We start from the raw sequence: 24,600 nt of genomic DNA, 5'->3' as shown, positions 1-24,600 counted from the left end.
CTCATCCATTGCCTCAGCGGCATTTATTCGGTCAGCCGACGCAATTGCTCGACCACGTAATCCTGCTGTGCATCGCTCAACAGCGGAAACAGCGGCAGGCTGATCGCCTCGGCGTAATAACGCTCGGCCTCGGGGAAATCGCCCTCGGCGAAACCCAGGTCGCGATAGTACGGCTGCAGGTGCACGGGAATGTAGTGCAGATTCACGCCAACACCGGCAGCACGCAAGCCTTCAAACACCTGACGATGACTGAGGCCGATGCGGTCGGTCTGCAGCCGAATCACATACAGGTGCCAAGCCGATTCCGCCTCAGGCTGAGGGCTGGGCAACGTAACCGGCAGGTACGCCAGCAGGCGAGCGTAACGCGCGGCCAGCTCGCGGCGCCGGGCGATGAAGTCGTCGAGTTTGCTCAGTTGCGACAAACCCAGCGCGGCTTGCAGATCGGTGATGCGGTAATTGAAACCCAGCTCGATCTGCTGGTAGTACCACGGGCCGTGGCTCGGTTCGCTCATCTGCTGCGCATCGCGGGTCATGCCGTGGCTGCGCAAACGCTGCAGGCGCTCGGCCAGTTGCGGCCGATTGGTCAGCACCATGCCGCCCTCGGCGCTGGTGATGATTTTCACCGGATGAAAGCTGAACACCGTCATCGCTGCGAACTCACCGCAGCCGACCGGCCGCCCGGCGTAGGACGCACCGACCGCGTGAGACGCATCTTCGATCACGGTGAAGTTGTAGCGCTCGGCCAGTTCGGCAATCTTGCGCATGTCACAGCTCTGCCCGGAGAACGCCACCGCTACTAGCACTTTGGGCAAAGTGCCGTCCTGCTCGGCCTGATCGAGTTTCGCTTCGAGGGCGAACGCATCAAGGTTCCAGGTCAGCGGATCAATGTCGACGAAATCAACTTCGGCAGAGCAATAACGTCCACAGTTGGCCGAGGCAAGAAAGGTGTTCGGCGTCGTCCACAAACGATCACCCGGCCCCAGCCCAGCGGCCAGACAGGCAATGTGCAACGCCGCCGTGGCGTTGCACACCGCGACGGCGAAGTCAGCCTGGCAACGCTCGGCCATTGCCTGCTCGAAACGCTCGATGCTCGGCCCTTGGGTCAGCCAGTCCGACTGCAGCACTTGGACGACGGCATCGATGTCTGCCTGATCGAGGCTCTGCCGACCGTAGGGAATCATGCCGAGAGCTTCGCGTGCAGATCAGCGATCTGCCCGACCGAAAGGAAATGCGGATTGGTGTCGGAGCGGTACTCAAAATCCTCGCTCACGGCACGCCCCTGCTCGCCGAGTTTGTCGACGGCAAAATCAACATCGACGCTGGTAAAACGAATCGACGGCTGGATGGTGTAGTGATCTTCGAACTCGAGGGTCATCCGCGCATCGTCCAGCGGCACCATCAATTCATGGAGCTTCTCGCCGGGACGAATGCCGACGTTCTTGTGCGGCAGGTGTTCAGCCATGCCGCGCGCCAGATCGACAATGCGGATCGATGGAATCTTCGGCACAAACACTTCACCGCCGTGCATCCGCGCAAAGCTGTCGAGGACGAATTGCACGCCGTGGTCGAGGGTGATCCAGAACCGCGTCATGCGTTCGTCAGTGATCGGCAGTTCCTGTGCGCCATCGGCGATCAGTTTGCTGAAGAACGGCACCACCGAACCACGGGAACCGGCAACATTGCCGTAGCGCACCACGGCAAAGCGGGTTTCCTGCTCGCCGGCAATGTTGTTGGCGGCGACGAACAATTTGTCCGAGAGCAACTTGGTCGCGCCGTACAGGTTGATCGGGCTGGCGGCTTTGTCGGTCGACAGCGCGACAACTTTTTTCACCCCGTTGTCGATGGCGGCGGCAATGATGTTTTCCGCGCCATTGACGTTGGTGCGGATGCATTCGGTGGGGTTGTATTCCGCCGCTGGCACTTGCTTCAACGCCGCGGCATGCACCACGTAGTCGATGCCGCGCATGGCCTGACGCAGACGGTCAGCGTCACGCACGTCACCAATGAAATAACGCATGCACGGCGCGTTGAACGTCTGCTGCATTTCGTACTGCTTCAACTCGTCACGGGAGAACACCACCACGCGCTTGGGCTGGTATTGCTCGAGCAGGCGCGTGATGAATTTGCGCCCGAACGAACCTGTGCCTCCGGAGATGAAAATCGATTTACCGTTGAACATATGCTGATTCCTGTCCGGCGCGCTTAAGCGAGCAACTGTGCCCAGTTGACCGAGGCATTTTCACCCAGGGTGAAACCTTTGCCGCTCAGCGCCAGGTTGGCGTTGTAAGCCGGGTCCTGCGCGAAGGCGGCGCTCCATTTCTCACGCAGTGCCGCCAGTGCTTCTGGCGCCTGCGGCAACTCGCCGGTATGCAGCACCTGCACCAACGGCGTCCACACGGTGAGGTAGCCGGCCTGACTCGCCTTGAGGCACAGATCGACATCGGCATAACCCTCGACGAACGTCACTTCATCCAGCCCGCCAAGCGCGTTGAACAGCTCTTTGCGCACCATCAGGCAGACCTTCGACACGGCCGAGTAATTCTGCTCGACGGCCAAGCGATGCATGTAGCCGTCTGCTGCGTGACTTTCGCCGATGAAGGCCGAACCCACGCCGTCGTTCAGGCCAAGAATCAAGCCGGCCTGGGCCACCTTGCCGTCACGGTCGACCAATTTCGCACCGACGATGCCCACTTCCGGACGCTGGGCGTGGTTGAGCAGCGAATCGATCCAGTTCGGGTTGACGACTTCACTGTCTGCGGCCAACAGCACCAGATACTCACCTTGAGCCTGCTCGCTGGCGGCGTTGTACAGCGCGACTTCGCTCAGCGGCTGATCGGCACGCAACACATTGACTTTGGCGTGGCGCAGCGTGCCCAGCCAGTCGTTGACCGCTGCCGATTGATTGGCGTTTGCCGCCAGCAACACTTCATAACGACTGTAACGGGTTCTGAGCAACACGCCTTCCAGGCAGCGGCGCAGCACTGGCAGATCATCGATGACCGGCACAATGATCGAAACCAGTGGCTGCTCGGTGTGGCGGTAATCGATTTGCCAGGTGCCCGGCGCCGTCGACGTGACCTTGGCCTTGTAGCCGCGATTGCCCAGATGACGCAGCAACGCCTGACGTTCGTGGGCGTTTTCTTCAAGCTCTGCCGCCTGAGTGATCAGCAACGGCTCGTCGAGATGCGCCAGACCGTCGAGGCCACCCTGCTCGATGATGCGCAACAGCAGGTCGAATTCCAGCGCTTTGCTGAAGTCAGCCTGATATCCGCCGGCTTCAAGCAACACTTCGCGGCGGATCAACCAATGGCGCGCCATCAGTGCCGGCACGCTTTGCAGCAGATCCAGGTTGAAACCCGGACGGAACACGTCAACCAGCGCGCCATTGTCCTTGCGCTGGATTTCATCGGTGGCCACCGCACGCACGCCTTCGGCCGACATCAGCTCCAGACTGGCGCGCAACAGGCCGCTGGCGGTGAACTGGTCACCCGCCTCACCCAGCAGCAACCAATCGCTTGGCGACTGCTGAGCGCTCTGGTTGAGCTTGTCGACAAAGTTGCTTTGGGTGACACGAACAAAGTGCAGGGTGTTTTGTGCCGTCGTCGCCGCCGGTGCTTCGCCGGTGGTGAACACGACAATCCTGAACGCTTTGCAGTGACCTTCCAGCAGGCTGTCGAGCGACACCTGCAACTTGTCGATGTCGTTGTCCAGATCGAGCAGGAAAATGCCGAATTGCGGGCCACCGCCCTCAGTCGCCAGATGTTGGCCTATCGACTCGAGTTGTTCGATCGTCGGCGCGCGAGCCGCCAGCCACTGCAACAGGCGACCGGACTTCATTTTGCCGAACACTGGCTGATGATCTTCGACCAGTAGCGCTTCGAGACGGGCGATCCACTCGCGCATGGCTTGCGCAGCGCTTTCGTCGCCGACGATGTCCAGTTGGGTCGCCAGACGTTTGACCACGGTCAGGTTGAACGCATTCAGATCATGGGCCTGCCATAACCGGTCAACCACACTTTCCGCCGTGTCGTTATTGCGCGCCTGCAACAGGTGCGCTTGACGGGCCCACACGCCTTCCAGTCCTTCCAGTTGCATGCGACCGGCCGGCAGGGTGTGCAACATGAATTCGAACTGCTCCAGACGCTCAAAAAATGCCTGGTTGTAGAACGGCATTTCAACGTACTGCAGCGGACCAAAACGACGATCCGGCGCCTTCAGTTCCTGGTTCCAGGTCGATTCGAAAATCAGCTCGGCAGTCAGCGCCCGCCCGGACTTCAGGCTGTCGGCCATTGCCTCGAAACTCTCCAGGGCAAAGGCCTTGGCCTGCCCGGCATCCAGCCCTTCGATAGCGGTAGGCAACGAGACGAGAAACTCGGCAAACGCCTCTCGTTCGGCGACCGATTTGGCGTCGACGTAGGTCAGCGAGTGATACACATCGGTATTGTGCTCGGAGACACCGTAGTTGATCTCGCGCACCACGTACGGAATCGGCAGGATGCGGGCCTTGGCACTGGCCAGCAGGTAGTAGACGTGGCCGATTTCCTGCCACTGGAAATTGGTCCCCGGCGGCAACGCCGAGTGCCAGTTTTTCATCAGATCAGTACGGGTTACCGCGTAGAACGGCGGGATGTACTGGTTCATGTAATCGAGGACGCGCTCCTGCGCCCGCTCGGACGCATAGTCTTCCTGGACTTTCTTGTCACGGCGGTAGTAGTTCACGCCATGGGCCAATGACAGGTACATCAGGCAATAGCCGTGGCACATCCCGTAATCAGGGTTGGCATGCAGGAAACCGACGGATTCTGCCAGCGAATCATGCAGGATGAAATCGTCGTCGGCCGCCAGCACCATGTATGGCGTGGTCAGTTTCTCCACGCCATACGCCAGTTTGGCCTGCATGCCCCAGTACGCGAACTGCGGCACATGGTGGTAATCGACGGCGTCAAAGTCGCCTTCAGGTCGTTCGAGTGTCGAATCGAGCACCATGATTCTGCAGGGCAAGCTGCTGTAATACTTCACCGCCCGGCGCAAAAACGCCGGCCGATTGTGAGTAATCAGGACGACGGTCAATAGCTCTTCGAGCGGTACCGCCAGTTCAGAACTGTACTTGCCTTGCATAACTTCTCTCCACAACCGGCGACTCGCCGAAACAACGCTTGGTGATGTTGCGAATTAACGGACGCGACGCAGATAGCCGTCCGGCGCCACGGTGATCAACAGCTTGTTCTGCAACTGCTGGTCGATCTCGAAATCCTGGTTCTCTTCCAGGTATTTCCACACGGCGGTTTTCGGGTTGTCGCCCGGGCCCCACGGACGATCCGGGAAGAAATCGGCCGGCATGTCTTCAACCACGGTGTCCATGACCACGCAGTAGCTGTCGACCGACACCAGCGGTGCGTACAGACGCAGCTCTTCCAGTACGTGATCGTGGGTGTGGTTGGAGTCCAGAACCAGAATGACTTTCTTGCCTTTGGCCGCCGCCTGCACCTGGGCAGCAATGCCGGCGTCGATGCTCGAGCCTTCGATCATCTTGATGCGCTTGGCCATCGGGTGGCTTTCGATCGCTTCGCGGTTGTGCGGGCGAATGTCGAGGTCGATGCCCAGCACTTCGCCGTGGCCCTGCAGCTCCAGCAACGAGGCGTAGTAGATAATCGAACCGCCGTGAGCGATGCCGCACTCGATGACCAGATCCGGTTTGACCTGCCAGATGATCTCCTGCATCGCCATCATGTCTTGTGGCAACTGGATGATCGGACGGCCCATCCACGAGAAGTGGTAGCTGTATTTGTGCTTGGCCGATTCGTTGAAGAAATCGCGGGCCAGGCCGGTCAGTTTCTGGTCGTCACCCTGCTGGGCAATCTGTTCCCGGCACTCGGCTTCGAAGGCTTGGTTGATGCTGTTGTCGGTCATTTTAATAATCTCAAGGGTCACTGAAACGAAGCGCTGTCGACGGCGTGATAGACGTAGCGTCCACCGGTCATCCGCTTGATCTCTTCGAGGTAATTGGAATTCATCACAAACAGGTTGGCGCCCTCGGGCAGCGCGTCCATCGCCTCTTGCGGCGAGGACACCCGCGCGCCGCTCAACGGCAGATAACGCCCCTGTTTGGCCGGGTTGATATCCACCACACGATCCACCGCCACACCGGCACGTTGCAGGAACAGCGAATAGATCACGCCTTTGGACGAAGCGCCCCAGATCGCCGAACCCTGCTCGGGGGCGGACTGAATGATCTGCACGGCGCGATCGAGGCTGGCGGTGAAGCCGTCAGGCAGGGCCAGGCGCGGCACCGGTTGGTCCGGAGTCAGGCGCAAGGTCGACAGGTCGGCGACGATGTACAGGTATTGGCCACCGAACAGGTGACCGGCCTCGTGCACGGTGCCGAACATCCGGCGCAGGTCATCGAGACGGAAATAATTGACGTGTTCGTAGAACAGGTCGAACCAGGCTTTGTGCTCGAGGATCCAGTCAAAGCACGGCACTTCGATATAGATCTGTCCGCCCTGATTGGCGTTGGCCATTTCAGCGAGGAAACTGACCGGATCCTGAATGTGCTCCAGCACGTGGCGCAGGACGATGGCGTCCGCTGCCAGACCCAGGCCCCGAGTGAACGGAGCCTTGATCACGTCGGCATTCTCACCTTCGTACGCCGGATCAATGCCGGTGATCGAATAGCCGAGGCCCTTGAGCAATTCCAGGAAATAGCCTTTGCCACAGCCGACTTCGATCAGCTCCTGGCCCTTGAAGTGCTTGGCGATGATGCCTTCGACGTCACTCAAGTGCTTCTGGAACTGTCCGGAATGCGCCTGCTCGTTCTGGTAATCGGCGTCGTAGCTGAGCTTGTCGGCGTCGAACGCCGCGTTGAAGATCAGACCGCTGCGCTCGTCCTGCACCAACAGCATGTCGGCACTGGCCGAGGCCTGCGCCGACGCGGGATCGGCAAAGGTGCGATTCTGCAGCACCGGCAGGTCGGTGACCCGGTACAACTCGTGCCTCATTGCGGCTCTCCCAATAACTGTTGCAAGCGCTCGGTCACCGCCCAGAACGCCAAGGGCTCGTGGGTCGGATACGGGTAGTGGCCGAGGTTCAGATTCAGTGTCGCGCCACGTTCGCGCAGGCGCTGTTCAACCAATGAACGCACCGACACCGGTTGGCCGCTGGCGCAATTGATCACGCCGTCAAAGTCGTGTCGTCGCAGGATCGCGGCGAGGTAGCCGGCAGCGTTTTCAATCGGCAGAAAATCACGCAACTGCTCGCCGGCCGACATGTTGAACGACGGCTCACCGGTATCAATCGCCCGGTCCAGTGCCGCCAACAGGCTGTTGTGGTTCTGCCCTTCGCCATGCAGATAGAACAAGCGCGCCCACTGCAACGTGAACGGCAGTTCCTGCTGCAGGTTTTGCAAAAACAGGTGCAGCGTATGCTTGGCCAGACCGTAAGGGTTGCTCGGCTGCGGCGCGGAGCTTTCGCTGAGCGGACCGCTTTGCATGCCGTATTCGAAACAGGTGCCGGTGACCAGCACCTGCTGCACGCCCGCCTCGACCGCGCTTTTGATAAAGCGGTAATCGGCCATCAGGTTGTGCTCGAAATGAAACAGCGCCCGATAGTTCGGCAAACCCGGCCAGGCCAGATGCGCCAGTGCATCGACACCTGCGGTCAACGCAGCGACATCGAGATCGGCGGCGTGAATATCCGCGCTCACAAACTCGACGTCGTTGATCCACGGCATGCCTTGCGCGATTTCTACGTTGCGCGCCACGGCGCGGATCTCGCAGCCACGGGCCAGCAACGCCGCAACCAGATGGCGGCCGACAAAACCGGTAGCGCCGGTAACCAGTACCTTCACAGCACTTTCAACTCGGGCACGGCGATCACAAAGCGGCCGTCCCACTGACGCACTTGCGCCAGTTGCTGACTGACTTCGTGCAGCAGGTTCCACGGCAGCACCAACACGTAATCCGGTTGCTCGATAGCGATCTGCGCGGGCGCAACGATCGGAATGCGACTGCCCGGCAGAAATTTGCCCTGCTTGTGCGGGTTGGCATCAGCCACCCAGGCGAGCAGGTCCGGTTTGACCCCGGCGTAGTTGAGCAAGGTGTTGCCCTTGGCCGCCGCGCCGTAACCGACTACCCGCTTGCCGTCGGCCTTGGCCTGCAACAGAAAGCGCAGCAAGTCATGCTTGATGCGTTCAGCGGCAGGCGCGAGGGTTGCGTAGTACTCGACGGTTTTTACCCCGGCCTCCAACTCGGCTTGCAGCTGTTGTTGCACCGCTGGTTGAACCGCGCGGCGTTCACCGTCCTTGCGCTGGACGAACACCCGCAGCGATCCGCCATGGGTGCTCAGTTGGCTGACGTCGAAGACTTCCAGACCATTGCGCTCGCACAGGGACTGCACGGCGGTCAGCGACAGGTACGAATAGTGTTCGTGATACAGCGTGTCGAACTGCGCGCCAGCCATCAGCGTCAGCAGTTGCGGGAATTCGAAGGTGGCGACGCCGGTCGGCTTGAGCAGCGTCGCGAAGCCACCGAGGAAATCGTTGATGTCCGGCACATGGGCGAGCACGTTGTTGGCCGCCATCAGGTCAGCGCCCCAACCTTCGCTTTTCAGTTGCGCAGCAGTGTCGCAACCGAAGAACAGTTCGCGGATCTCCAGGCCTTTTTCGCGTGCCGCTTGTGCAGTGCTGCGCGTCGGTTCAACGCCCAGGCAGGCAATGCCGCGAGCGGCGACGTATTGCAGCAGGTAACCGTCGTTGGCGGCGACTTCAACCACACGGCTGTCGGCGGTCAGGCCGAAACGCTCGACCATCTCGGCGACATAGCGCTCGGCATGGGCCAGCCAGGTGCTGGAGAACGAACTGAAATAGGCGTACTCGGCGTCGAACAGGCTATCGGCGCGGGTGTAATCCTCGGTCTGCACCAGCCAGCATTGCTGACACACCGCGACCTTCAGCGGCACCCATTGCTCGGCCTGCTCCAGGCGATCAGCGTGGACGTAGGCGTTGGACGGTGGCGAGGTGCCGAGGTCGATCAGCGGCAGGCTCAGCGGTGCGGCGCACCCACGGCAGTTCATAGACGCACTCCAGCAAAGTGTTGATCGAGCGCGGGATGGCTGGAATCACGCGCTGACAAATTATTGACAGTCAACGGCCAGGCAATCGCCAGCCGTGGATCATTCACCGACAGCCCGCCCTCGTGCTCCGGCGCGTAATCGGCGCTGTGCAGGTAAAGCAGTTCGGCGTCTTCGGTGAGGGTCTGGAAACCATGGGCGAACCCGGCCGGAATCAACAGACTGCGGCCGTCGCCAGCCTTCAGATGCTCGGCGTGCCAGTGCAGAAAAGTCTCGGAGTCAGGGCGCAGATCCACCGCCACGTCCCACACTTCACCGCGCAGGCAAGTGATCAGTTTGGCTTCCGGGGCATTGGCATTCTGATAATGCAGACCACGCACACTGCCCTTTTCACGGGTGCAGGAATGGTTGATCTGACGGATATGGAACTCACTGCCAAACGCACTCAGGCTGCCTTCGCAGAACAGCCGGGCAAAGTGTCCGCGCTGATCTTCGAAACGTTTGTGCTGGACGCTGAACAGTCCGGCCAGCGGCAATGCCTTCAGGGAGAATTCGCTCACAACGCGCCTCGGTACAGGTTCAGTTGGCCGAGAGTGACGTTGCGTATGTCATCGCCGTTCTGCCACGCCAGGTGCCAGTCGAGGGTCTGGGCCAGGCATTGCTGCAAGGTCCAGCGCGGATGCCAGCCAAGTACTTGGCGTGCGCGGCTGCTGTCCAGACGCAGCAGGCCGGCCTCGTGCAGTTCGCTTTTTTCGATGCGCAAACCGCACGCCTGCGGCCAGCGGCTGGCGAGCAATTCGACCACTTCGCCGACACTGCACATGTCCGCTTCACCCGGGCCGAAGTTCCATGCCCCGGCGTATTCCGGGCCTTGTTCGTAGAGACCGGCGGCCAGTTGCAGGTAACCGGCCAGCGGCTCCAGCGCGTGCTGCCACGGGCGCACGGCTTGCGGATAACGCAGGGTCACCGGTTCGTCGGCGCTCCACGCTTTGAGCACGTCGGGAATCAGGCGCTCCGGGGCAAAATCGCCGCCGCCCAAAACGTTGCCAGCGCGCGCGGTGGCCAGGGCCAGACCGTGCTCGGCGTACTTGTCCGCCGGGAAAAACGACGCGGCATACGACTGTGCGAGCAATTCACAGCAGGCCTTGCTGCTGCTGTAAGGATCGTGGCCACCAAGGGCTTCGTCTTCGCGGTACGGCCACAGCCATTCCTTGTTGGCGTAGACCTTGTCAGTGGTCACCAGCACGCAGGCGCGCACGCAACCGACCTGACGAATCGCTTCGAGCAGGTTCAGCGTGCCCATGACGTTACTGGAGTACGTGCCGAGCGGATCGCGATAGCCTTCGCGCACCAACGGCTGAGCCGCCAAGTGCAGAACGATCTCAGGCTCGGTGTCGGCGATGATTTCCAGCAAGGCACCGAGATCCCGCAGATCACCGCGCTGATCGTTGATGCCCTCATGCACCCGCGCCAGTTCGAACAAGCTCGGCTCAGTCGACGGATCCAGGGAAAAGCCGCTGACTTGCGCGCCGAGGCTTTGCAGCCACAGGGTCAGCCAGCTGCCTTTGAAACCGGTGTGTCCGGTGACGAGGACGCGTTTGCCGCGCCAGAAATCCGCACTCAGGCCCATTGCTTCCATGGGGCCTCCCCGCTCTGCCACAACGCTTCGAGATGGTTCTTGTCGCGCAGGGTGTCCATCGGGTGCCAGAAACCTTCGTGCTCGAAGGCTTTCAACTGTTCGTCCGCGGCCAGACGTGTCAGCGGTTCGGCTTCCCAGGTGGTGGCGTCATCGGCGATGTACGGCAGCACTTTCGGCGAGAGCACGAAGAAGCCACCGTTGATCCAGCCACCGTCACCGCGAGGTTTTTCGGTGAAGCCCAGTACTTGATCGCCCTGACGCTCAAGCGCGCCGTAGCGGCCCGGCGGTTGCACGGCAGTGACGGTCGCCAGACGACCGTGGCCTTTATGGAAATCCACGAGTTGAGCAATGTTGATATCGGAAACGCCGTCGCCGTAGGTGAAGCAGAACGCCTCTTCATCCTTGAGGTAACGGCCGGCACGCAGCAGACGACCACCGGTCATGGTTTCCTCACCGGTGTCGATGAGCGTGACGCTCCACGGCTCGCTGTAATTCTGGTGCACGTCCATGCGGTTTTCACGCATGTTGAAGGTGACGTCAGAGGTGTGCAGGAAGTAGTTGGCGAAGAAGTCCTTGATCGCATAGCCCTTGTAGCCGAGGCAGATCACGAAGTCGTGAATTCCGTGGGCGGAATACTGCTTCATGATGTGCCAGAGAATTGGCTTGCCGCCGATCTCGATCATTGGCTTGGGCTTGAGGTGCGACTCTTCACTGATGCGCGTGCCGAGGCCACCCGCCAAAATAACTGCCTTCATCGTCTCCCCTCTTGTTCTTCACCGGGCTGCGCATGGCTTTGTTGAGCGCTGCGGGCCGTCTGGCTAAACCTTTTGCCGCTCCGGGCGCCGCTGGAGTGACCGCGAGCGCTCGTTTTATGGCGATTTACAGGGGACTTGCAGGAAACGCGCCAGCTCCACAAGCCCCCTCACCCTAACCCTCTCCCAAAGGGAGAGGGGACTGACCGAGGTGTTTGGGAGAGCTACGCCGACGTGAAATACCGAGTCGAGCTCAGATTCTGAAACAGATCAAAAGCCCCTCACCCTAACCCTCTCCCGGAGGGAGAGGGGACTGACCGTGGTGTTTGCGTGAGATACGCCGACGTGAAATACCGAGTCGAGCTCAGGTTTTGAAAGGCCCACAAATCGGCTCCCTCTCCCTCGGGAGAGGGCTGGGCGGGCGGCGTTCCGATGAGGGGAAAACCCACCACAAATCCAAAGCCGACCACGCCCCGCTCCTCACCACTCAACAGGATGAGCGTTAGCTCGGCTGCAGCTCTTGATCTGTAGGGCGACGTCGGAAGGCTGAGTGGAGGGATTGATCCGGGCGTGGGAGCGCAGCGACCGTTTGGCGCAGCCAAACACAGCGAGAGGAGGTGCAGCGAAGCAAACCGTAGGCGCTGCGCCCGGATCGATCCCGCAGCGAAGGAACCCCGAGCCCAAGCGAGCGGGCCGTACGCAGGAGCAAGCGTTTTTGGTTACTTTTTAGGCGTTTGTAAAAAGTGACCCGCCGTAAGGGCGGAACCCTAATCAGCAACCCCCGCAGCAACGGATACACCCCCAAAACCCCAAGAGCCTGGTCGGCCCAAAGGCCGCCAAGCCCGGCTCGATCAATCCGCCAGCCAGCCGTATTCCCAGTAGCGCAAGTTATCGCCGCGCAACACGTAATCGCGCAACACCACCTCACGCAATTCATCGCCCATGCGATAACTGGCATCCGGATCGGCCAAGTGCATACGGATCGCTTGCAGCCATTCATCCGTACTGTTGGTCTTGATCCGCGTGCACGGCAAATAACCGCGATAGGCCTCGGTATCCGTACAGATCACCGGGTAACCGCAGGCGCCGTATTCCAGCAGCCGCAAGTTGCTCTTGCAGTCGTTGAAGATATGGAATTCCAGCGGCGCCAGTGCCAGATCGAGGTTGAGACTGGCCAGTTTCGCCGGGTACACGTCCAGGCCGATGACGCCATGGAACTCATGCATGTAGGGCCGCAAATCATCCGGGCACATGCCGAAAAACACCCAGTCGACTTCATTGGCCAGTTCACGAACGACCTCGGCGATCACCGCCAGATCACCGTGGTGACTGGTGCCGCCGCCCCAGCCGACCCGCGGTTTCTTCGAGGTCCGGCGCTGACTGCGCAGGTGGCCCCACAAATCCTTGGCCAACATGTTGGGGACGACACGAATGTCGTGGTGCATGTCCGACAGCACATTAGCCAGTGGTGCGGTGGATACGACCGCACGATCACACAGCCCGATCGCGCGGCGCACCATGCGCTCCATGTCCTGCTTGCTCGGCATGTTGCGTATGTGCGCATTGCGGTGGGGAACATCAATGACGTAGTCGTCGAGTTCGAAGATCCGTCGAGCGTTGAAGTACTTTTTCAGCGGTGGGATTTCATCGATGGCGTGCTCCGAGTAGCGCCCTTGCAGAACGATCACATCAGGCGACTGACGTTCGATATCGATGATCGACGGCAAGCCGTAGCAAATGCGCCCTTCAGCCCGATTGGCCGCTTCCAGCTCGATCATCGGCTGGCTCATGCGGTAATGGCCGATGGCTGAAGCATTGATCGGCACCACCAGCAGATTGGGCAGCTGCGCCTTGGAGAACGCACTCCACCCCGTGCGCAGTCCCGGCTCCAGACTGAAGTTGGTGGCGCCCACGCCCTGCAACGTCAGGTTGACGTTGTAGGCCGGATCGCGCGCCACGAGCGGCAGCCAGCGCTGGTAAAACGTCTCCCGCTCCTCGGTGTGCTGCGCTTCTTCCTCCGGTGTCGCCATCGCACTTGGCCGCGCACCCACAGCCAGGATCGCATTGGGGTTCAACACCACCAGATAACCGTCGCGGCCAACGCGCAGACACAGGTCCACGACATTGAGCGTTTGTTTGAGGTCCTGCTCGTCCAGCCCGCCGGCAGCTTCGAACACCGACTTGCGAATCATCAGGCAATCACCGCCGACGGCACTCAGGTCATGCACCGCCTGCAGGCGATGCATGTACCCTTCCGACTGCATCGGCTGGCCATAGAACGGCAACCCGACCGGCCCGTTCAAGCCAAGAATCAGCCCGGCGTGCAGCACGCCGCCGTCCGGATTGAACAGCTTGGCGCCAACCACCCCGACTTCCGGGCGTTGCGCATGATTGAGCAGTTCGTCGAGCCAGTCGTTCCGGGTGATCACCGCAAAGGCGTTGAGCATCAACACATACTCACCGCGCGCCTGGCTGACGGCATAGTTGTGCACCGCTGCTGCGTTACCCTTTTGCGGGTAGCTCAGCACGCGAATCCGCTCGCTGCCCAGTTGCGCCATACCGTCCAGCCAAGCCAACGCTTCAGCGCTTTCGCTGCCGTTATCGACCAAGAGCAACTCGTACTCGGTGTAGTCGGTCTTTTCCAGCAATGTCTCGACGCAGCGTTGCAAGGCAGCCGTCTGGTCCTGCGTGACAATGACCACCGACACCAATGGGCGCCGGGCATGCTGATAGTCGACACGATTGAGCAGCCCGCCGTTACGGTCGCGAATGTCGTGAGCAATGCCAAGGCGTTGCAGATGCGCTTCGAGGATTCGCGGACTTTGCTGCGCAACGCCAGGATCAGTGAGCCATTGCGACAGATCGAATTTCGACTCCAGCAACACTTCAGCAATGTGCCCGACCACTTGCAGGCCATCGCTTTCAACCATGCGCCACAGCACATCGTGGGGCGCGAGTTCGGCGAACGTCGAGGTAAAACCACCAAGCGCCAGGAACCGTTCGCGCTGGAACGCCAGCGCACGCCCGACGTAAGGGTAGCTGCGCATGAGGTCGAGGTTGAAATCCGGCTTGAACGCAGGCTCGGCCGACTCACCATCGCGCAGACTGCCTTCGTCGCTGTACAGGCATGTCAATGAGCTTGCGTGCGCAATGCGATCGGCCATCACCAACAATGCTGGCGCCACCGGGCAGTCACCTGGCTGCAACAGATAAAACCAGTCGGCGCCTTCCAGTTGCGGCAGCAGAGCGTTGATCTGCTCCAGGCCGTCACCCTGCAACGGCATGTGGAACACCCGATCGTCCAGCTTCGCCTCGCTGCAAGCCGTGGACAGCACCAGAACCAGCTCCGGCGGGTAATCCTGAGCGGCGAGTGCCGCAAGGGTGCGCTTCAGGCCATCGCGACTGCCTTGGGCATCAATGATGATCGGTACGATGCGCGGTCGGTACGGCCAGCCAGCGAGGGTTTCCGGCAGCCATTGGCGCTGCGCCTCGGTCAACACCCGAACCGCCAGCCATTGCGCATAGAGTTCGCCAAAACTGAAGCTGTCGACTCCGACCCCCAGCTCCTGACGGCTCTGCTTGGTGCCGAGGGTACGGCTCAGCGGCAGCTCCTGCCAGACCCGAGGCGACTCATCGGCCTTGGTCAACGGCACATAACGAACCCAGCCCGGCGCCGGCGCCGACTCGCCGCTGCGGACCTTGAGCATTTGCGAGATCCACTCGCGCTCGATCTCGGCCGCGTCTTTCATCGGTTGCTGCGCGCTCAGACGCTCGGGGTAGAGACGCTCGGCACTCAGCACGTTGTTGGAGACCACCAGATTGCCGCGCCGCAACAGACAGACGTACAAGGCAAAATCCAGCGTCGCAACGAAGCAGGCACCCTCCTCGGTCAAGGCTGGCAAAAGCTCCACAACATCGCTACGGCGAAACAGCGCACTGCTGAATCCACCCAGTACGTTGACCGGGAATTTTTCAAAGATGCTTAGTACATCGTCGCCTTTGAGCAAGCCACTGGCCGGCGACAATGAGCTGTTTTCCAGACGTGCGGGCAGGATGATGTCGTTGGCATCCCACAACAAGCGTTGCGCTACCACCAGACTGACTTCTTCACGCCGCAACTCGTGGGCTTGCTGTTCGATACAGGCCGAATACAGCAGGTCATCATCACACAGGAATTTGATGAACTCGCCCCGGGCTTGCTCAAGGCAGGCCTTCAGGTTACCGACCAGCCCCAGCGTTCGAGGGTTGCGCACGTAACGCACGGCAAAGCCGGTCTGCTCCGTCACCCGCGTAACGATGTCTTCAATCTCGTCGCCACGATTGTCATCGCACACGATGATTTCAAGATTGGCGTAATTCTGGCTGACAGCGCTGTTCAGCGTCCGCTCGAAGAAGCGCGGATTGAAGGCGGGAATGACAAGACTGACAAGAGGGAGTGAATTCACGGCGGGCTCACAGGCGGTGCGAGCCCGCTCGGAAAAGCGAGCCCTTGATACCGCTAAAAAACATGACTGAGTGGCAGGGTAAACGGGCGCTTACGCGCCCGTTGAGGATCAGATCTTGTTGAACAGACCCAACTGGCTGATCTTGCTGAACGCAAGCTGCGAAGCTTGCAGCATGGTCTGCTGCAGGGTCAGTCGCGTCATCACTTCAGCCGGATCCGAATCGCGAATGGAACCTTGCGTGGTGGTATTCGCAGTGCTCAGACTGTCATTGGTGGTGGCTTGCATTTCCAGCGCCTGACCACGGGCACCAATCTCGGTCACCGCAGCGCCGATTTGATTGTTGGCCGCGTCGATGTTGCCGAGGCCCGCCTCCATGGCGCCCTGGAATTTCTGCTTGGCCACCGGATCACCATCGATCGGTGTATTCAGAGCAGTAATCATCTGACCGAGGGTGTCGAGCACGTTCTGGGTCTGGTGATCGTTTGGGCGGATCGAGAACTGATCACCCGCTGCCGGTGCGCTGCCCAGAGCAAAGGTCACGCCTGCCGCCGTGGCGTTGCTACCGGCCACAGTGCCCGAGGACACCGGTTTGCTGTCCGCAGTCACCGGCGCAGCATACAGATCGAATGCGGTGGCGCTGGTGAACTTGAGAACGGCGCCGCCCTGCGGGAATGCCGCGGTGTACGCCGCCTGGTCAGTGATGCTCGAACCGGTAATCACGGCGGTCGACGGATTACCCGGGCTGCGCGTGGTAGTGAACGAGTCAGGCGCGGTGGACAACTGGAAGCTGTGGCCGGCAATGACCGCGTCCGGGTTGGTATCACCAGCCTTCAGGTTGATGTTCAGCTTCATGTCGACGCCACGGAAGCTGACCGTCTGGTTGGCACCGCTGCTGTTGCTGACCAAACCGTTCTGGCTCGCCTCAGCCGTCACGTCGTTGCCAAGGGCATCGGTGATTTTCAGCTGGGTGCTGCTGAGGAAGCTGACGGTATACGGCTGGCCAGCGGTGAACTTGGAGTTGTAAGTGGCTACGGTACCGATCGTGCCGTTGGACAGTACGACGCGACCGTCATCCACTGCCGGTGCGGTCATGGCGACGTTGGTACGCGCGGTATTGATGGTCTGCTGGAAAGCAGCCCAACCGGTGGTGTTGGTGCCGATCGTCATGCCATCGCCGATGCCCAGATTGATCGTGGTCTGGTCACCGTTGTAGCTGTAGGTGCCGTCGGCATTCTGCGAATACGGCGCGGTGTCGGTCTTCGAACCAGAGAACAGGTAGTTGCCGCTGGCATCCTTGGCGTTCATCAGACCCAGCACTTGTTGCTGGATCTGGCCCATTTCCGAAGCGTAAGCCTGGCGGTCCTTGTCGGTGGCCGTGCCATTGTTGGCGGCCAGGGCGAGTTCCTTGGCGCGGGCCAACGCGGTGGTGATCGAGTCCAGCGTGGATTCCTGCACGGTCAATGCACTTTTGGTGCTGTCGACGTTGGTCTTGTACTGATCGAGCATCGCGGCCTGCTGGCCCAGTTGCAGCAAGCGCCCGGCACCGACCGGATCATCGGCGGCGGTATTGATGCGCTGCAGGCTGCTCGCCTCGCTGGCGGTGGCGACGGCCTTGTTGAAGTTACGCTGATAGTCCGACGCTTGCGTGCCGTAATACTGGGCGGTGGAAATGCGCATGAATTACGACTCCTTAAAGGCTGTTGATCAGCGTGGCGAAAGTTTCCTGCGCAGCTTTGATGATCTGCGAAGACGCTGTGTAGTACTGCTGATATTTGACCAGGTTGCCGGTTTCTTCATCCAGGTTGACCCCGGACAGCGAATCGCGCGCGCCTTTGGCGTTATCCAGAATCGCCGAGGTCGCGGCGCTGTCGGACTTGCCTTGGGCGGTTTTGGTACCGACGTTGGTCACCAGCTTGTTGTAGGCGTCAGTCAGGCTGATGCCCTTGCTCGCCGAACCGGTATCGACGGTCTGCGCCGTTTGCAGGGCGACCAGCGATTGCGCGTTGCGGTTGTCCGAAGACGCCGCACCGGTGAGATTCATGGTGAAGGTTTCGCCGGACTTCGGCGTGCCGCCAACGGTGGTCTGTACGGAGAATGTCTTCTGCACGTTCGGCGTAACACTGGTGTCCATCACCGGGTTGCCGCTGGCATCGACGATGCCGACTTTCAGGTCTAGCGTGTTCGATTGACCGGGAACGATAGTGCCGCTGCTGATGAGGCCGCCCTTGGCATCCACAAAGGTGTAGGACTGGCTGCCCCCGGTGACCGCACCAAACACCAGTTTGACCGGCGTCGAGTTCTTCAGCGCCGCTTGCATGTCAGCCTGGGCAGTCGGGTTGTAGATATCGATTTTGCTGTTGAGCGTCGGCTGGGTGAAAGTGCCCAGACCGTTGGCGCTCGCCACACCGGTCAACGGACCGGCCGCAGCGATTTTCTTCGGATCGGTGAGCACTGTCTGGATGCTCGCCGCCGCATTGCGGGTCGGCGTGACTTTGAAGCTGTCACCAGCGCTCAACGCACCACCTTTGAGCGCGAGGGTGAAACCGTCGATCACAGGCGGCGGATTGGTCGTGGTACTGAAGGCGCCCATATCGGTGCCATCGGAACGCTTGACGGTGTAGTCAGTGGCGCTGGTGAACGTCACTTGATAATCGCTGGTGGTCAGCTTGCCGGTGTCCTTGATGGTGACATCGAGGTTACCCGAACCGGTGCTGTTGCCCGACTGCGCGATGCTGCGCGAACTGATCAGCGCGGCACTGTTGATGTTGTTGAAAATGGCCGCGCCGAAGTCACCGTTCTTGTCGATGCCCTGGGCTTGCTGACTGTTGACCTGATCAGCGATCACCAGCGCCACGCGGCCCAGCTCGTTGAGCGACGGGTCGAGGACTTCTTTGCGGTAAGTCAACAGGCCGCCGATTTCACCGCCGCTCATCGCCGAGGTGATGTCGATGGTGCTCGAACCGCGATCCATCTGGATGGCCATGCGCGACGGGTCGTCTTTGCTCGCGACCATGCTCAGCGTGTTGGTGGTGTTGCCGATCACCAGAGGCTGACCGCTGCCGATGTAAACGTCGAAACTGGTGCCACGCTCGACGACCTGTGCACCCGTCAGTTCGGAGAGCTGGCGCACGGCTTCGTTGCGGCTGTCGAGCAGATCGTTCGGCGCACCGCCACTGGTGGAGATCTCGCCGATTTTCTGGTTCAGGTTGGCAATCGAGGTGGCCAGTTTGTTCACCTGGGCCGTCATGTCGCCAAGGCTGCCGTTGATGGTGGTGTTCTGGTCGTTGAGCTGTTTGGCGATGGTATTGAAGCGACTGGTCAGCGCCTGCGCACCGGTCAGCACCGATTGGCGGGAGGTGTCATCGGTCGCCGACGTCGAAACGCCCTGCATCGTGGTGAAGAACTTCTGCAGCACACCGGTCAGGCCGGTGTTGGTGTCCGATAGCATCGAGTCCAGCGGTGTGGCCTGCGCCAGGTAAGCAGCCGATTCGCTGTCGAGCGAAGTAGCGGTGTGCAGCTGGCTTTCCAGGTACGAGTTGTACACCCGGCGCACGTCGGCCAGGGTCGTGCCCGTACCGATGAACACGGTGCCGAACTGCTGCGAGGATTTGGTGCCCTGCACGGTTTGCTGACGTGAATAACCGGCGGTGTCGACGTTGGCAATGTTGTTGCCTGTCGTAGCCAAAGAGGACTGGCTGGCCGACAGTCCCGACATCCCGATATTGAGCAAACTCATGGTTCAGACCTTATACCTTGTGCCTTATAAAGGCGTGGTGGATACACCCGCCGCAGCGTAGTTTTGGAAACTGTTCATCTGCTTGGCAATCTGCGAAATCTTGCTTGCGTAGTTCGGGTCGGTGGCGTAACCGGCCTTTTGCAACTCGCGTACAAACTGTTCTGGGTTATCGGCAGACTTCACGACATCTTGATAGCGATTATTGCTCTGCAGCAAAGTCACCAGATCGTGGAAGCTGTCCTTGTACGAGGCGTAGGAACGGAACTCGGCCGTCTCCTTGACCATCTCGCCATTGCGAAACTCGCTGGTGATCGCCCGGGCCGAATCGCCCTTCCAGTTGCTGCTCGCCTTGATGCCGAACAGGTTGTGGCTGCTACTGCCATCCTGGGCACGCATGACCGACTTGCCCCAACCGGTTTCCAGCGCCGCCTGCGCCACCAGATAACGCGGATCGACGCCGATGCGGTCGGCCGCTTCCTTGGCCATCGGCAGCATGGTGTTGACGAATTCGTCGGCGGAACTGAAAGCTTTCTTCGCCGGCGCCAGTGGAATCTGCGCCATGGCGCGACCGTAGACCTGCATCTGTCCGCCCGAGGCCTTCTCGGTCTCGGCGCGGGCCAGCCAGTCGCCGTTGTACAACGGGCCGGCGCCAGTGGTGGCAGCGGTTGTCGCACGCTGCGGCAATTGATTGGCGGCCGCCGGCGTCGCCGACGGCACCAGACCTGCGAGCAAACGATCGGCCAGTTTCGGCGGCAAGGCCAGCCGACGCTGATTGATCAACGCCATGTCATTGCGGTGGGAAATATCGGTGTTCGGTGCATTTACCGAACGCGAGGCCCACAGCGGACGCTCACCATTGAGGCGCGACAACGGGCCATTGGTGGCGACGGTGCCCGCGGCAATCGGCGTCACCACGGCAGCGGCCTTGGCCTTGGCTTCTTCCTGCTTGGCCGCGGACGCGGCAGCAGCCTCGCCCGGCGCCATCGGTTTGTTCTTCGACATCTGGCGCATCAGCACGTCAGCCAGACCGATACCACCGCCCTCGCGAGACATGGAAACGGCCAACTGCTGGTCGTACATTTCCTGATACTGCTTGGCCGCTGGCGTGTTGAGCGGATTGTCCTGGCCCAGCGCTTCAGTGGCCGAGCGCATCGACTTGAGCATTTCGCCAAGGAACAGCGATTCGAACTCCTGCGCCACTTTGCGCATGTTCGCATCGCTGTTCTTGTCGCCGACCTTGAGTTGGTTCAGACGATTGAGGTCCGAGTAGGAACCCGAATCGCTGCTGCTGACCATACCGCTATTGCGCATATCCATGATGGTCGGCCTCAGATCACGATCAGGTCGGCTTGCAACGCGCCGGCCTGCTTCAAGGCTTCGAGGATCGCCATCAAGTCACCCGGTGCCGCGCCGACCTGGTTCACCGCACGGACGATTTCGTCGAGGGTGGTGCCCGGGCCGAACTTGAACATCGGTTTGGCTTCCTGCTCGGCATTCACCCGCGAGCGCGGCACAACAGCGGTCTGGCCATTGGACAGAGGGCCGGGCTGGCTGACGATCGGGTCTTCAGTGATGGTCACGGTCAGGCTGCCGTGGGTCACGGCGGCTGGCGACACTTTCACGTTCTGGCCGATGACGATGGTGCCGGTACGCGAGTTGATAATGACTTTCGCCACCGCCTGACCCGGGTCGACTTCGAGGTTTTCCAGGATCGACAGGTAGTCGACGCGCTGGCTCGGATCGAGCGGCGCAGTGACACGGATCGAACCGCCGTCGATGGCTTGCGCAACGCCAGGGCCAAGCATGTCGTTGATCTTGTCGACGATACGTTTGGCCGTGGTGAAGTCGGAACGGTTGAGGTTCAGCGTCAGGCTGTTGCCCTGGTTGAAACCGCTCGGCACCGAACGTTCTACCGACGCACCGCCGGGGATACGACCGGCCGACGGAACGTTGACGGTGATCTTCGAACCGTCACGCCCTTCGGCATCAAAACCGCCGACCACCAGGTTGCCCTGAGCGATGGCGTAAACGTTGCCGTCGATACCCTTGAGCGGGGTCAGCAACAAGGTGCCGCCGCGCAGGCTCTTGGAGTTACCGATCGAGGACACGGTGATGTCGACCTGCTGACCCGGTTTGGCAAACGCCGGCAGATCGGCACTCACCGACACCGCCGCGACGTTTTTCAACTGCACGTTGCCCGATCCCGGCGGCACTTTGATGCCGAACTGCGAGAGCATGTTGTTGAAGGTCTGCAGGGTGAACGGGGTTTGCGTCGTCTGGTCACCGGTGCCGTTAAGCCCGACCACCAGGCCGTAACCGATCAACTGGTTGGAACGCACGCCGGAAATGCTGGCGATATCTTTCAGCCGCTCGGCGTGGGCAGCAAAGGCTGCGGACATCAGCGCCGCAGCGAGCATGAGGCTCTTGAAATTCAAAGTCGCCACCTAGAAAGGGAACAGCGGGCTGAGGAAGAAACGGTCGAACCAGCCTGGCTGACTCGCATCGGCAAACGAGCCGGTGCCCGAGTAGGTGATGCGCGCATCGGCGACACGAGTCGACGACACGGTGTTGTCAGTGGCGATGTCATCGGCACGCACCAGACCGGCAATCCGCACCAGCTCATCACCGGTGTTGAGGGTCATCCACTTCTCACCGCGCACAGCAATGATGCCGTTGGGCAAGACGTCGGCCACAGTCACGGTGACCGAACCGGTCAGGGTGTTGCCCTGCGCGGCCTTGCTGTCGCCCTTGGTGGCGCGGTCGCCGCTGTAGCCAACGTCCAGACTCAGATCGTTACCGCCCAACGGGTTGTTGGTGGTACCGCTGCCGCCGAACAACGAGGTCAGACCGATACCGGTCTTGCTGTTCTTGGCCACTTGCGAGTTGGCGTTCTTGCTCGCCTGGGTCTTCTCGTTCAGGGTGATGGTGATGATGTCACCGACCCGGAAGGCCTTGCGGTCGCTGTACAGGTTCTGCTCGAAGCCGGCCTGATAGATCGAGCCGTTATTGGCGGCAGCCGGCAGCGGCGTGCGCGGCAACACCGGGGCGTAGTAAGGGTCATTGGGCTTGGGCGTCGGAGCGACGCAGCCCGCGAGCGAGACGACCCCACTCAATGCCAGAACAGATACAAAGCGATTCATGACCCTACCTCACGGTGTTGCAGGCGACCTCATGGCCGCCTCATAGACTTGATTACAGATTCTGCGTTACGAACGAGAGCATCTGGTCGGCGGTGGAGATCACCTTGGAGTTCATCTCGTACGCGCGCTGAGTGGTGATCATGTTGACCATCTCTTCAACGGTGCTGACGTTGGACGTTTCCAGGGTGTTCTGCAGCATGGTGCCAAAACCGTTCAGGCCCGGCGTGCCGACTTGCGGGGCACCCGATGCAGCGGTTTCGAGGAACAGGTTGTTGCCCACCGCTTGCAGACCGGCCGGGTTGATGAAGTCGGCGGTTTGCAGGTTGCCGATCACTTGCGCTGCCGGGTTGCCGGCGATGGTTACCGACACAGTGCCGTCACGGCCGACGGTGAAGGTCTGGGCATCGTTCGGAATGACGATGGCCGGTTCCAGAGCGAAACCGCTGGCGTTGACGATCTGGCCGTTGGAATCGAGGTGGAAGGTACCGTCACGGGTGTAGGACGTGGTGCCGTCCGGCTGCAGGATCTGGAAGAAACCGCGACCGTCGATGGCCATGTCCAGCGGCTGCTCGGTGGTTTGCAGGCTGCCGGCGGTGAAGTTTTTCTGGGTGCCGACGATACGCACACCGGTACCCACTTGCAGACCCGACGGCAGTTCGCTGTCCTGAGTCGACTGGGCACCAGGCTGACGCTTGATCTGATAGAGCAGGTCCTGGAACTCGGCACGGTCACGTTTGAAACCCGTGGTCGACACGTTCGCCAGGTTGTTGGAAATGGTGGTCAGGTTGGTGTCCTGGGCGGACAGACCGGTTTTGGCAACCCATAGAGCCGGAAGCATTCGATTCTCCTCGTGCGCCTGTTTTTCGGCGCGACGTTCTGATAATTAGCTGATCTGCAAGACCCGAGCCATGGCCTGGTCGTCGTCTTTGGCGGTGTTCATCATCTTGACGTGCAACTCGAACTGCTTGGCCAGGGCCAGCACCGAGGTCATCTCTTCAACGGCGTTGACGTTGCTCGACTCGAGGAAACCCGACACCAGTTTGACGTTGGCATCAGCCGGCGCAGGCTGGCCGTCCTTGGTGTAGATCGAGCCGTCGAGGCCCTTGTTCATGTTCTTGATGTCCGGGTTGACCAGCTTGATCCGGTCGACCTCCGCCATGACACGCGGGCCTTCGCCCATCGCACGAATACTGATGGTGCCGTCTTCACCGACTTCGATCTGCTGCTCGGGCGGCACGGCGATCGGACCGCCATTGCCCATCACCGGCATACCGTTGCCGGCGCGCAATACGCCGAGGGCGTCGACGTTGAGGCTGCCGGTGCGCACGTAGCTTTCGCCGCCGTTCGGGTTCTGCACCGCGATCCAGCCATTGCCGGTGACGGCGACGTCGAGGTCACGACCGGTCTGCACCAGCGAGCCCGGGGTGAAGTCGGTGGCGGGCCGTTCGCTCATGGCAAACGCACGCGCCGGAAAGCTGTCACCGAACACCGGCATCGAACGCGCCTGCTCCAGGTCGCGCTGAAAGCCGTTGGTGGAGATGTTCGCCAGGTTGTTGGCATGAGCCTTCTGCGCCAGTGCGTTCTGGCTGGCGCCGGTCATTGCCACATAAAGGTACTTGTCCACACTCTTTCCTCTGCATGCCGGACGTTTGCCGCCCACCGCTGTACTGCTGAGCCATAAGCAATTTGCAGACCAACTTTTTTCTGGCGGGCAAAGGCCCGGTAAACAAAGGACTTGGGGGATAGCGAGGGGAAATTTGAAATGTATCGAAGTCGAAAAACCGGCGGTGTTATGCCGCTTGGCGGCAAAGGATCAAAAGAT

Annotated in this window: 18 protein-coding genes; all 18 read right to left on the bottom strand. The window is 60.7% G+C overall.

Annotation, left to right across the window (positions count from 1 at the left end; translation table 11 throughout):
* Positions 1-23 precede the first annotated feature (23 nt).
* Positions 24-1,181, bottom strand: coding sequence for a UDP-4-amino-4,6-dideoxy-N-acetyl-beta-L-altrosamine transaminase (pseC, locus tag AB4O11_RS16290; protein ID WP_460127502.1), 1,158 nt, complete (start codon positions 1,179-1,181; stop codon positions 24-26).
* Positions 1,178-2,179 (bottom strand): UDP-N-acetylglucosamine 4,6-dehydratase (inverting), encoded by a 1,002-nt coding sequence (gene pseB, locus AB4O11_RS16285; RefSeq protein WP_194936415.1) that lies wholly within the window; start codon positions 2,177-2,179, stop codon positions 1,178-1,180. The genes pseC and pseB overlap by 4 nt, the downstream gene beginning before the upstream one ends.
* A 23-nt stretch (positions 2,180-2,202) precedes the next feature.
* Positions 2,203-5,118 carry a TIGR00180 family glycosyltransferase gene (locus AB4O11_RS16280; protein WP_460127499.1) on the bottom strand — a complete coding sequence of 972 codons (2,916 nt, stop codon included), beginning with the start codon at positions 5,116-5,118 and terminating at the stop codon, positions 2,203-2,205.
* Between the two features lie 54 nt (positions 5,119-5,172).
* Positions 5,173-5,910 carry a cephalosporin hydroxylase family protein gene (locus AB4O11_RS16275; RefSeq protein ID WP_093439633.1) on the bottom strand — a complete coding sequence of 246 codons (738 nt, stop codon included), beginning with the start codon at positions 5,908-5,910 and terminating at the stop codon, positions 5,173-5,175.
* A gap of 17 nt (positions 5,911-5,927) precedes the next feature.
* Complete coding sequence (locus tag AB4O11_RS16270) at positions 5,928-6,998, bottom strand: class I SAM-dependent methyltransferase (protein WP_460127497.1); 1,071 nt, start codon at positions 6,996-6,998, stop codon at positions 5,928-5,930.
* On the bottom strand, positions 6,995-7,846 hold the full coding sequence (locus AB4O11_RS16265; RefSeq protein ID WP_460127495.1) for an NAD-dependent epimerase/dehydratase family protein: 852 nt from the start codon (positions 7,844-7,846) through the stop codon (positions 6,995-6,997). The genes AB4O11_RS16270 and AB4O11_RS16265 overlap by 4 nt, the downstream gene beginning before the upstream one ends.
* Complete coding sequence (locus tag AB4O11_RS16260) at positions 7,843-9,069, bottom strand: class I SAM-dependent methyltransferase (RefSeq protein ID WP_186624417.1); 1,227 nt, start codon at positions 9,067-9,069, stop codon at positions 7,843-7,845. Before AB4O11_RS16260 ends, AB4O11_RS16265 begins: the two co-directional genes overlap by 4 nt.
* Complete coding sequence (gene rfbC, locus AB4O11_RS16255) at positions 9,066-9,626, bottom strand: dTDP-4-dehydrorhamnose 3,5-epimerase (RefSeq protein ID WP_460127493.1); 561 nt, start codon at positions 9,624-9,626, stop codon at positions 9,066-9,068. The genes AB4O11_RS16260 and rfbC overlap by 4 nt, the downstream gene beginning before the upstream one ends.
* Complete coding sequence (rfbG, locus tag AB4O11_RS16250; protein WP_093439610.1) at positions 9,623-10,705, bottom strand: CDP-glucose 4,6-dehydratase; 1,083 nt, start codon at positions 10,703-10,705, stop codon at positions 9,623-9,625. The genes rfbC and rfbG overlap by 4 nt, the downstream gene beginning before the upstream one ends.
* Complete coding sequence (gene rfbF / locus AB4O11_RS16245; RefSeq protein ID WP_460127491.1) at positions 10,687-11,460, bottom strand: glucose-1-phosphate cytidylyltransferase; 774 nt, start codon at positions 11,458-11,460, stop codon at positions 10,687-10,689. Before rfbF ends, rfbG begins: the two co-directional genes overlap by 19 nt.
* An 848-nt stretch (positions 11,461-12,308) precedes the next feature.
* Positions 12,309-15,902, bottom strand: a complete 3,594-nt coding sequence (locus AB4O11_RS16240; RefSeq protein WP_460127489.1) for a glycosyltransferase — start codon at positions 15,900-15,902, stop codon at positions 12,309-12,311.
* Positions 15,903-16,010: 108 nt separating this feature from the next.
* Positions 16,011-17,579, bottom strand: coding sequence for a flagellar hook-associated protein 3 (locus AB4O11_RS16235; RefSeq protein WP_460127487.1), 1,569 nt, complete (start codon positions 17,577-17,579; stop codon positions 16,011-16,013).
* Between the two features lie 13 nt (positions 17,580-17,592).
* Entirely contained in the window at positions 17,593-19,638 is a 2,046-nt protein-coding gene (gene flgK, locus AB4O11_RS16230) for a flagellar hook-associated protein FlgK (protein ID WP_095050158.1), read from the bottom strand.
* A gap of 24 nt (positions 19,639-19,662) precedes the next feature.
* On the bottom strand, positions 19,663-20,955 hold the full coding sequence (gene flgJ, locus AB4O11_RS16225) for a flagellar assembly peptidoglycan hydrolase FlgJ (protein ID WP_460127485.1): 1,293 nt from the start codon (positions 20,953-20,955) through the stop codon (positions 19,663-19,665).
* Positions 20,956-20,966: 11 nt separating this feature from the next.
* The gene (locus AB4O11_RS16220; protein WP_049802112.1) at positions 20,967-22,055 is read right to left on the bottom strand and encodes a flagellar basal body P-ring protein FlgI; all 1,089 of its coding nucleotides are present in this window, start codon (positions 22,053-22,055) and stop codon (positions 20,967-20,969) included.
* Positions 22,056-22,082: 27 nt separating this feature from the next.
* Positions 22,083-22,778, bottom strand: a complete 696-nt coding sequence (gene flgH, locus AB4O11_RS16215; protein WP_034153262.1) for a flagellar basal body L-ring protein FlgH — start codon at positions 22,776-22,778, stop codon at positions 22,083-22,085.
* A 52-nt stretch (positions 22,779-22,830) separates the two neighbouring features.
* Positions 22,831-23,616, bottom strand: a complete 786-nt coding sequence (gene flgG / locus AB4O11_RS16210; RefSeq protein ID WP_016984271.1) for a flagellar basal-body rod protein FlgG — start codon at positions 23,614-23,616, stop codon at positions 22,831-22,833.
* A 45-nt stretch (positions 23,617-23,661) separates the two neighbouring features.
* Positions 23,662-24,402: a flagellar basal body rod protein FlgF gene (locus tag AB4O11_RS16205; RefSeq protein ID WP_093439577.1), complete on the bottom strand. Its 741-nt coding sequence runs from the start codon at positions 24,400-24,402 to the stop codon at positions 23,662-23,664.
* Positions 24,403-24,600 lie beyond the last annotated feature (198 nt).

Source organism: Pseudomonas sp. H1_D05 (assembly GCF_054682705.1).
The sequence above is the reverse complement of the archived record's forward strand: the minus strand, read 5'-3'. Positions and strand labels throughout refer to the sequence as shown.

Coding starts and splice junctions, on each gene's coding strand:
- pseB (WP_194936415.1), bottom strand. CDS start 2,179: ATGTTCAACGGTAAATCGATTTTCATCTCCGGAGGCACAGGTTCGTTC.
- AB4O11_RS16235 (WP_460127487.1), bottom strand. CDS start 17,579: ATGCGCATTTCCACCGCCCAGTATTACGGCACGCAAGCGTCGGACTAT.
- flgG (WP_016984271.1), bottom strand. CDS start 23,616: ATGCTTCCGGCTCTATGGGTTGCCAAAACCGGTCTGTCCGCCCAGGAC.
- AB4O11_RS16220 (WP_049802112.1), bottom strand. CDS start 22,055: ATGCTCGCTGCGGCGCTGATGTCCGCAGCCTTTGCTGCCCACGCCGAG.
- AB4O11_RS16260 (WP_186624417.1), bottom strand. CDS start 9,069: ATGAACTGCCGTGGGTGCGCCGCACCGCTGAGCCTGCCGCTGATCGAC.
- flgK (WP_095050158.1), bottom strand. CDS start 19,638: ATGAGTTTGCTCAATATCGGGATGTCGGGACTGTCGGCCAGCCAGTCC.
- flgJ (WP_460127485.1), bottom strand. CDS start 20,955: ATGGATATGCGCAATAGCGGTATGGTCAGCAGCAGCGATTCGGGTTCC.
- rfbF (WP_460127491.1), bottom strand. CDS start 11,460: ATGAAGGCAGTTATTTTGGCGGGTGGCCTCGGCACGCGCATCAGTGAA.
- rfbG (WP_093439610.1), bottom strand. CDS start 10,705: ATGGAAGCAATGGGCCTGAGTGCGGATTTCTGGCGCGGCAAACGCGTC.
- pseC (WP_460127502.1), bottom strand. CDS start 1,181: ATGATTCCCTACGGTCGGCAGAGCCTCGATCAGGCAGACATCGATGCC.
- AB4O11_RS16275 (WP_093439633.1), bottom strand. CDS start 5,910: ATGACCGACAACAGCATCAACCAAGCCTTCGAAGCCGAGTGCCGGGAA.
- AB4O11_RS16280 (WP_460127499.1), bottom strand. CDS start 5,118: ATGCAAGGCAAGTACAGTTCTGAACTGGCGGTACCGCTCGAAGAGCTA.
- flgH (WP_034153262.1), bottom strand. CDS start 22,778: ATGAATCGCTTTGTATCTGTTCTGGCATTGAGTGGGGTCGTCTCGCTC.
- AB4O11_RS16270 (WP_460127497.1), bottom strand. CDS start 6,998: ATGAGGCACGAGTTGTACCGGGTCACCGACCTGCCGGTGCTGCAGAAT.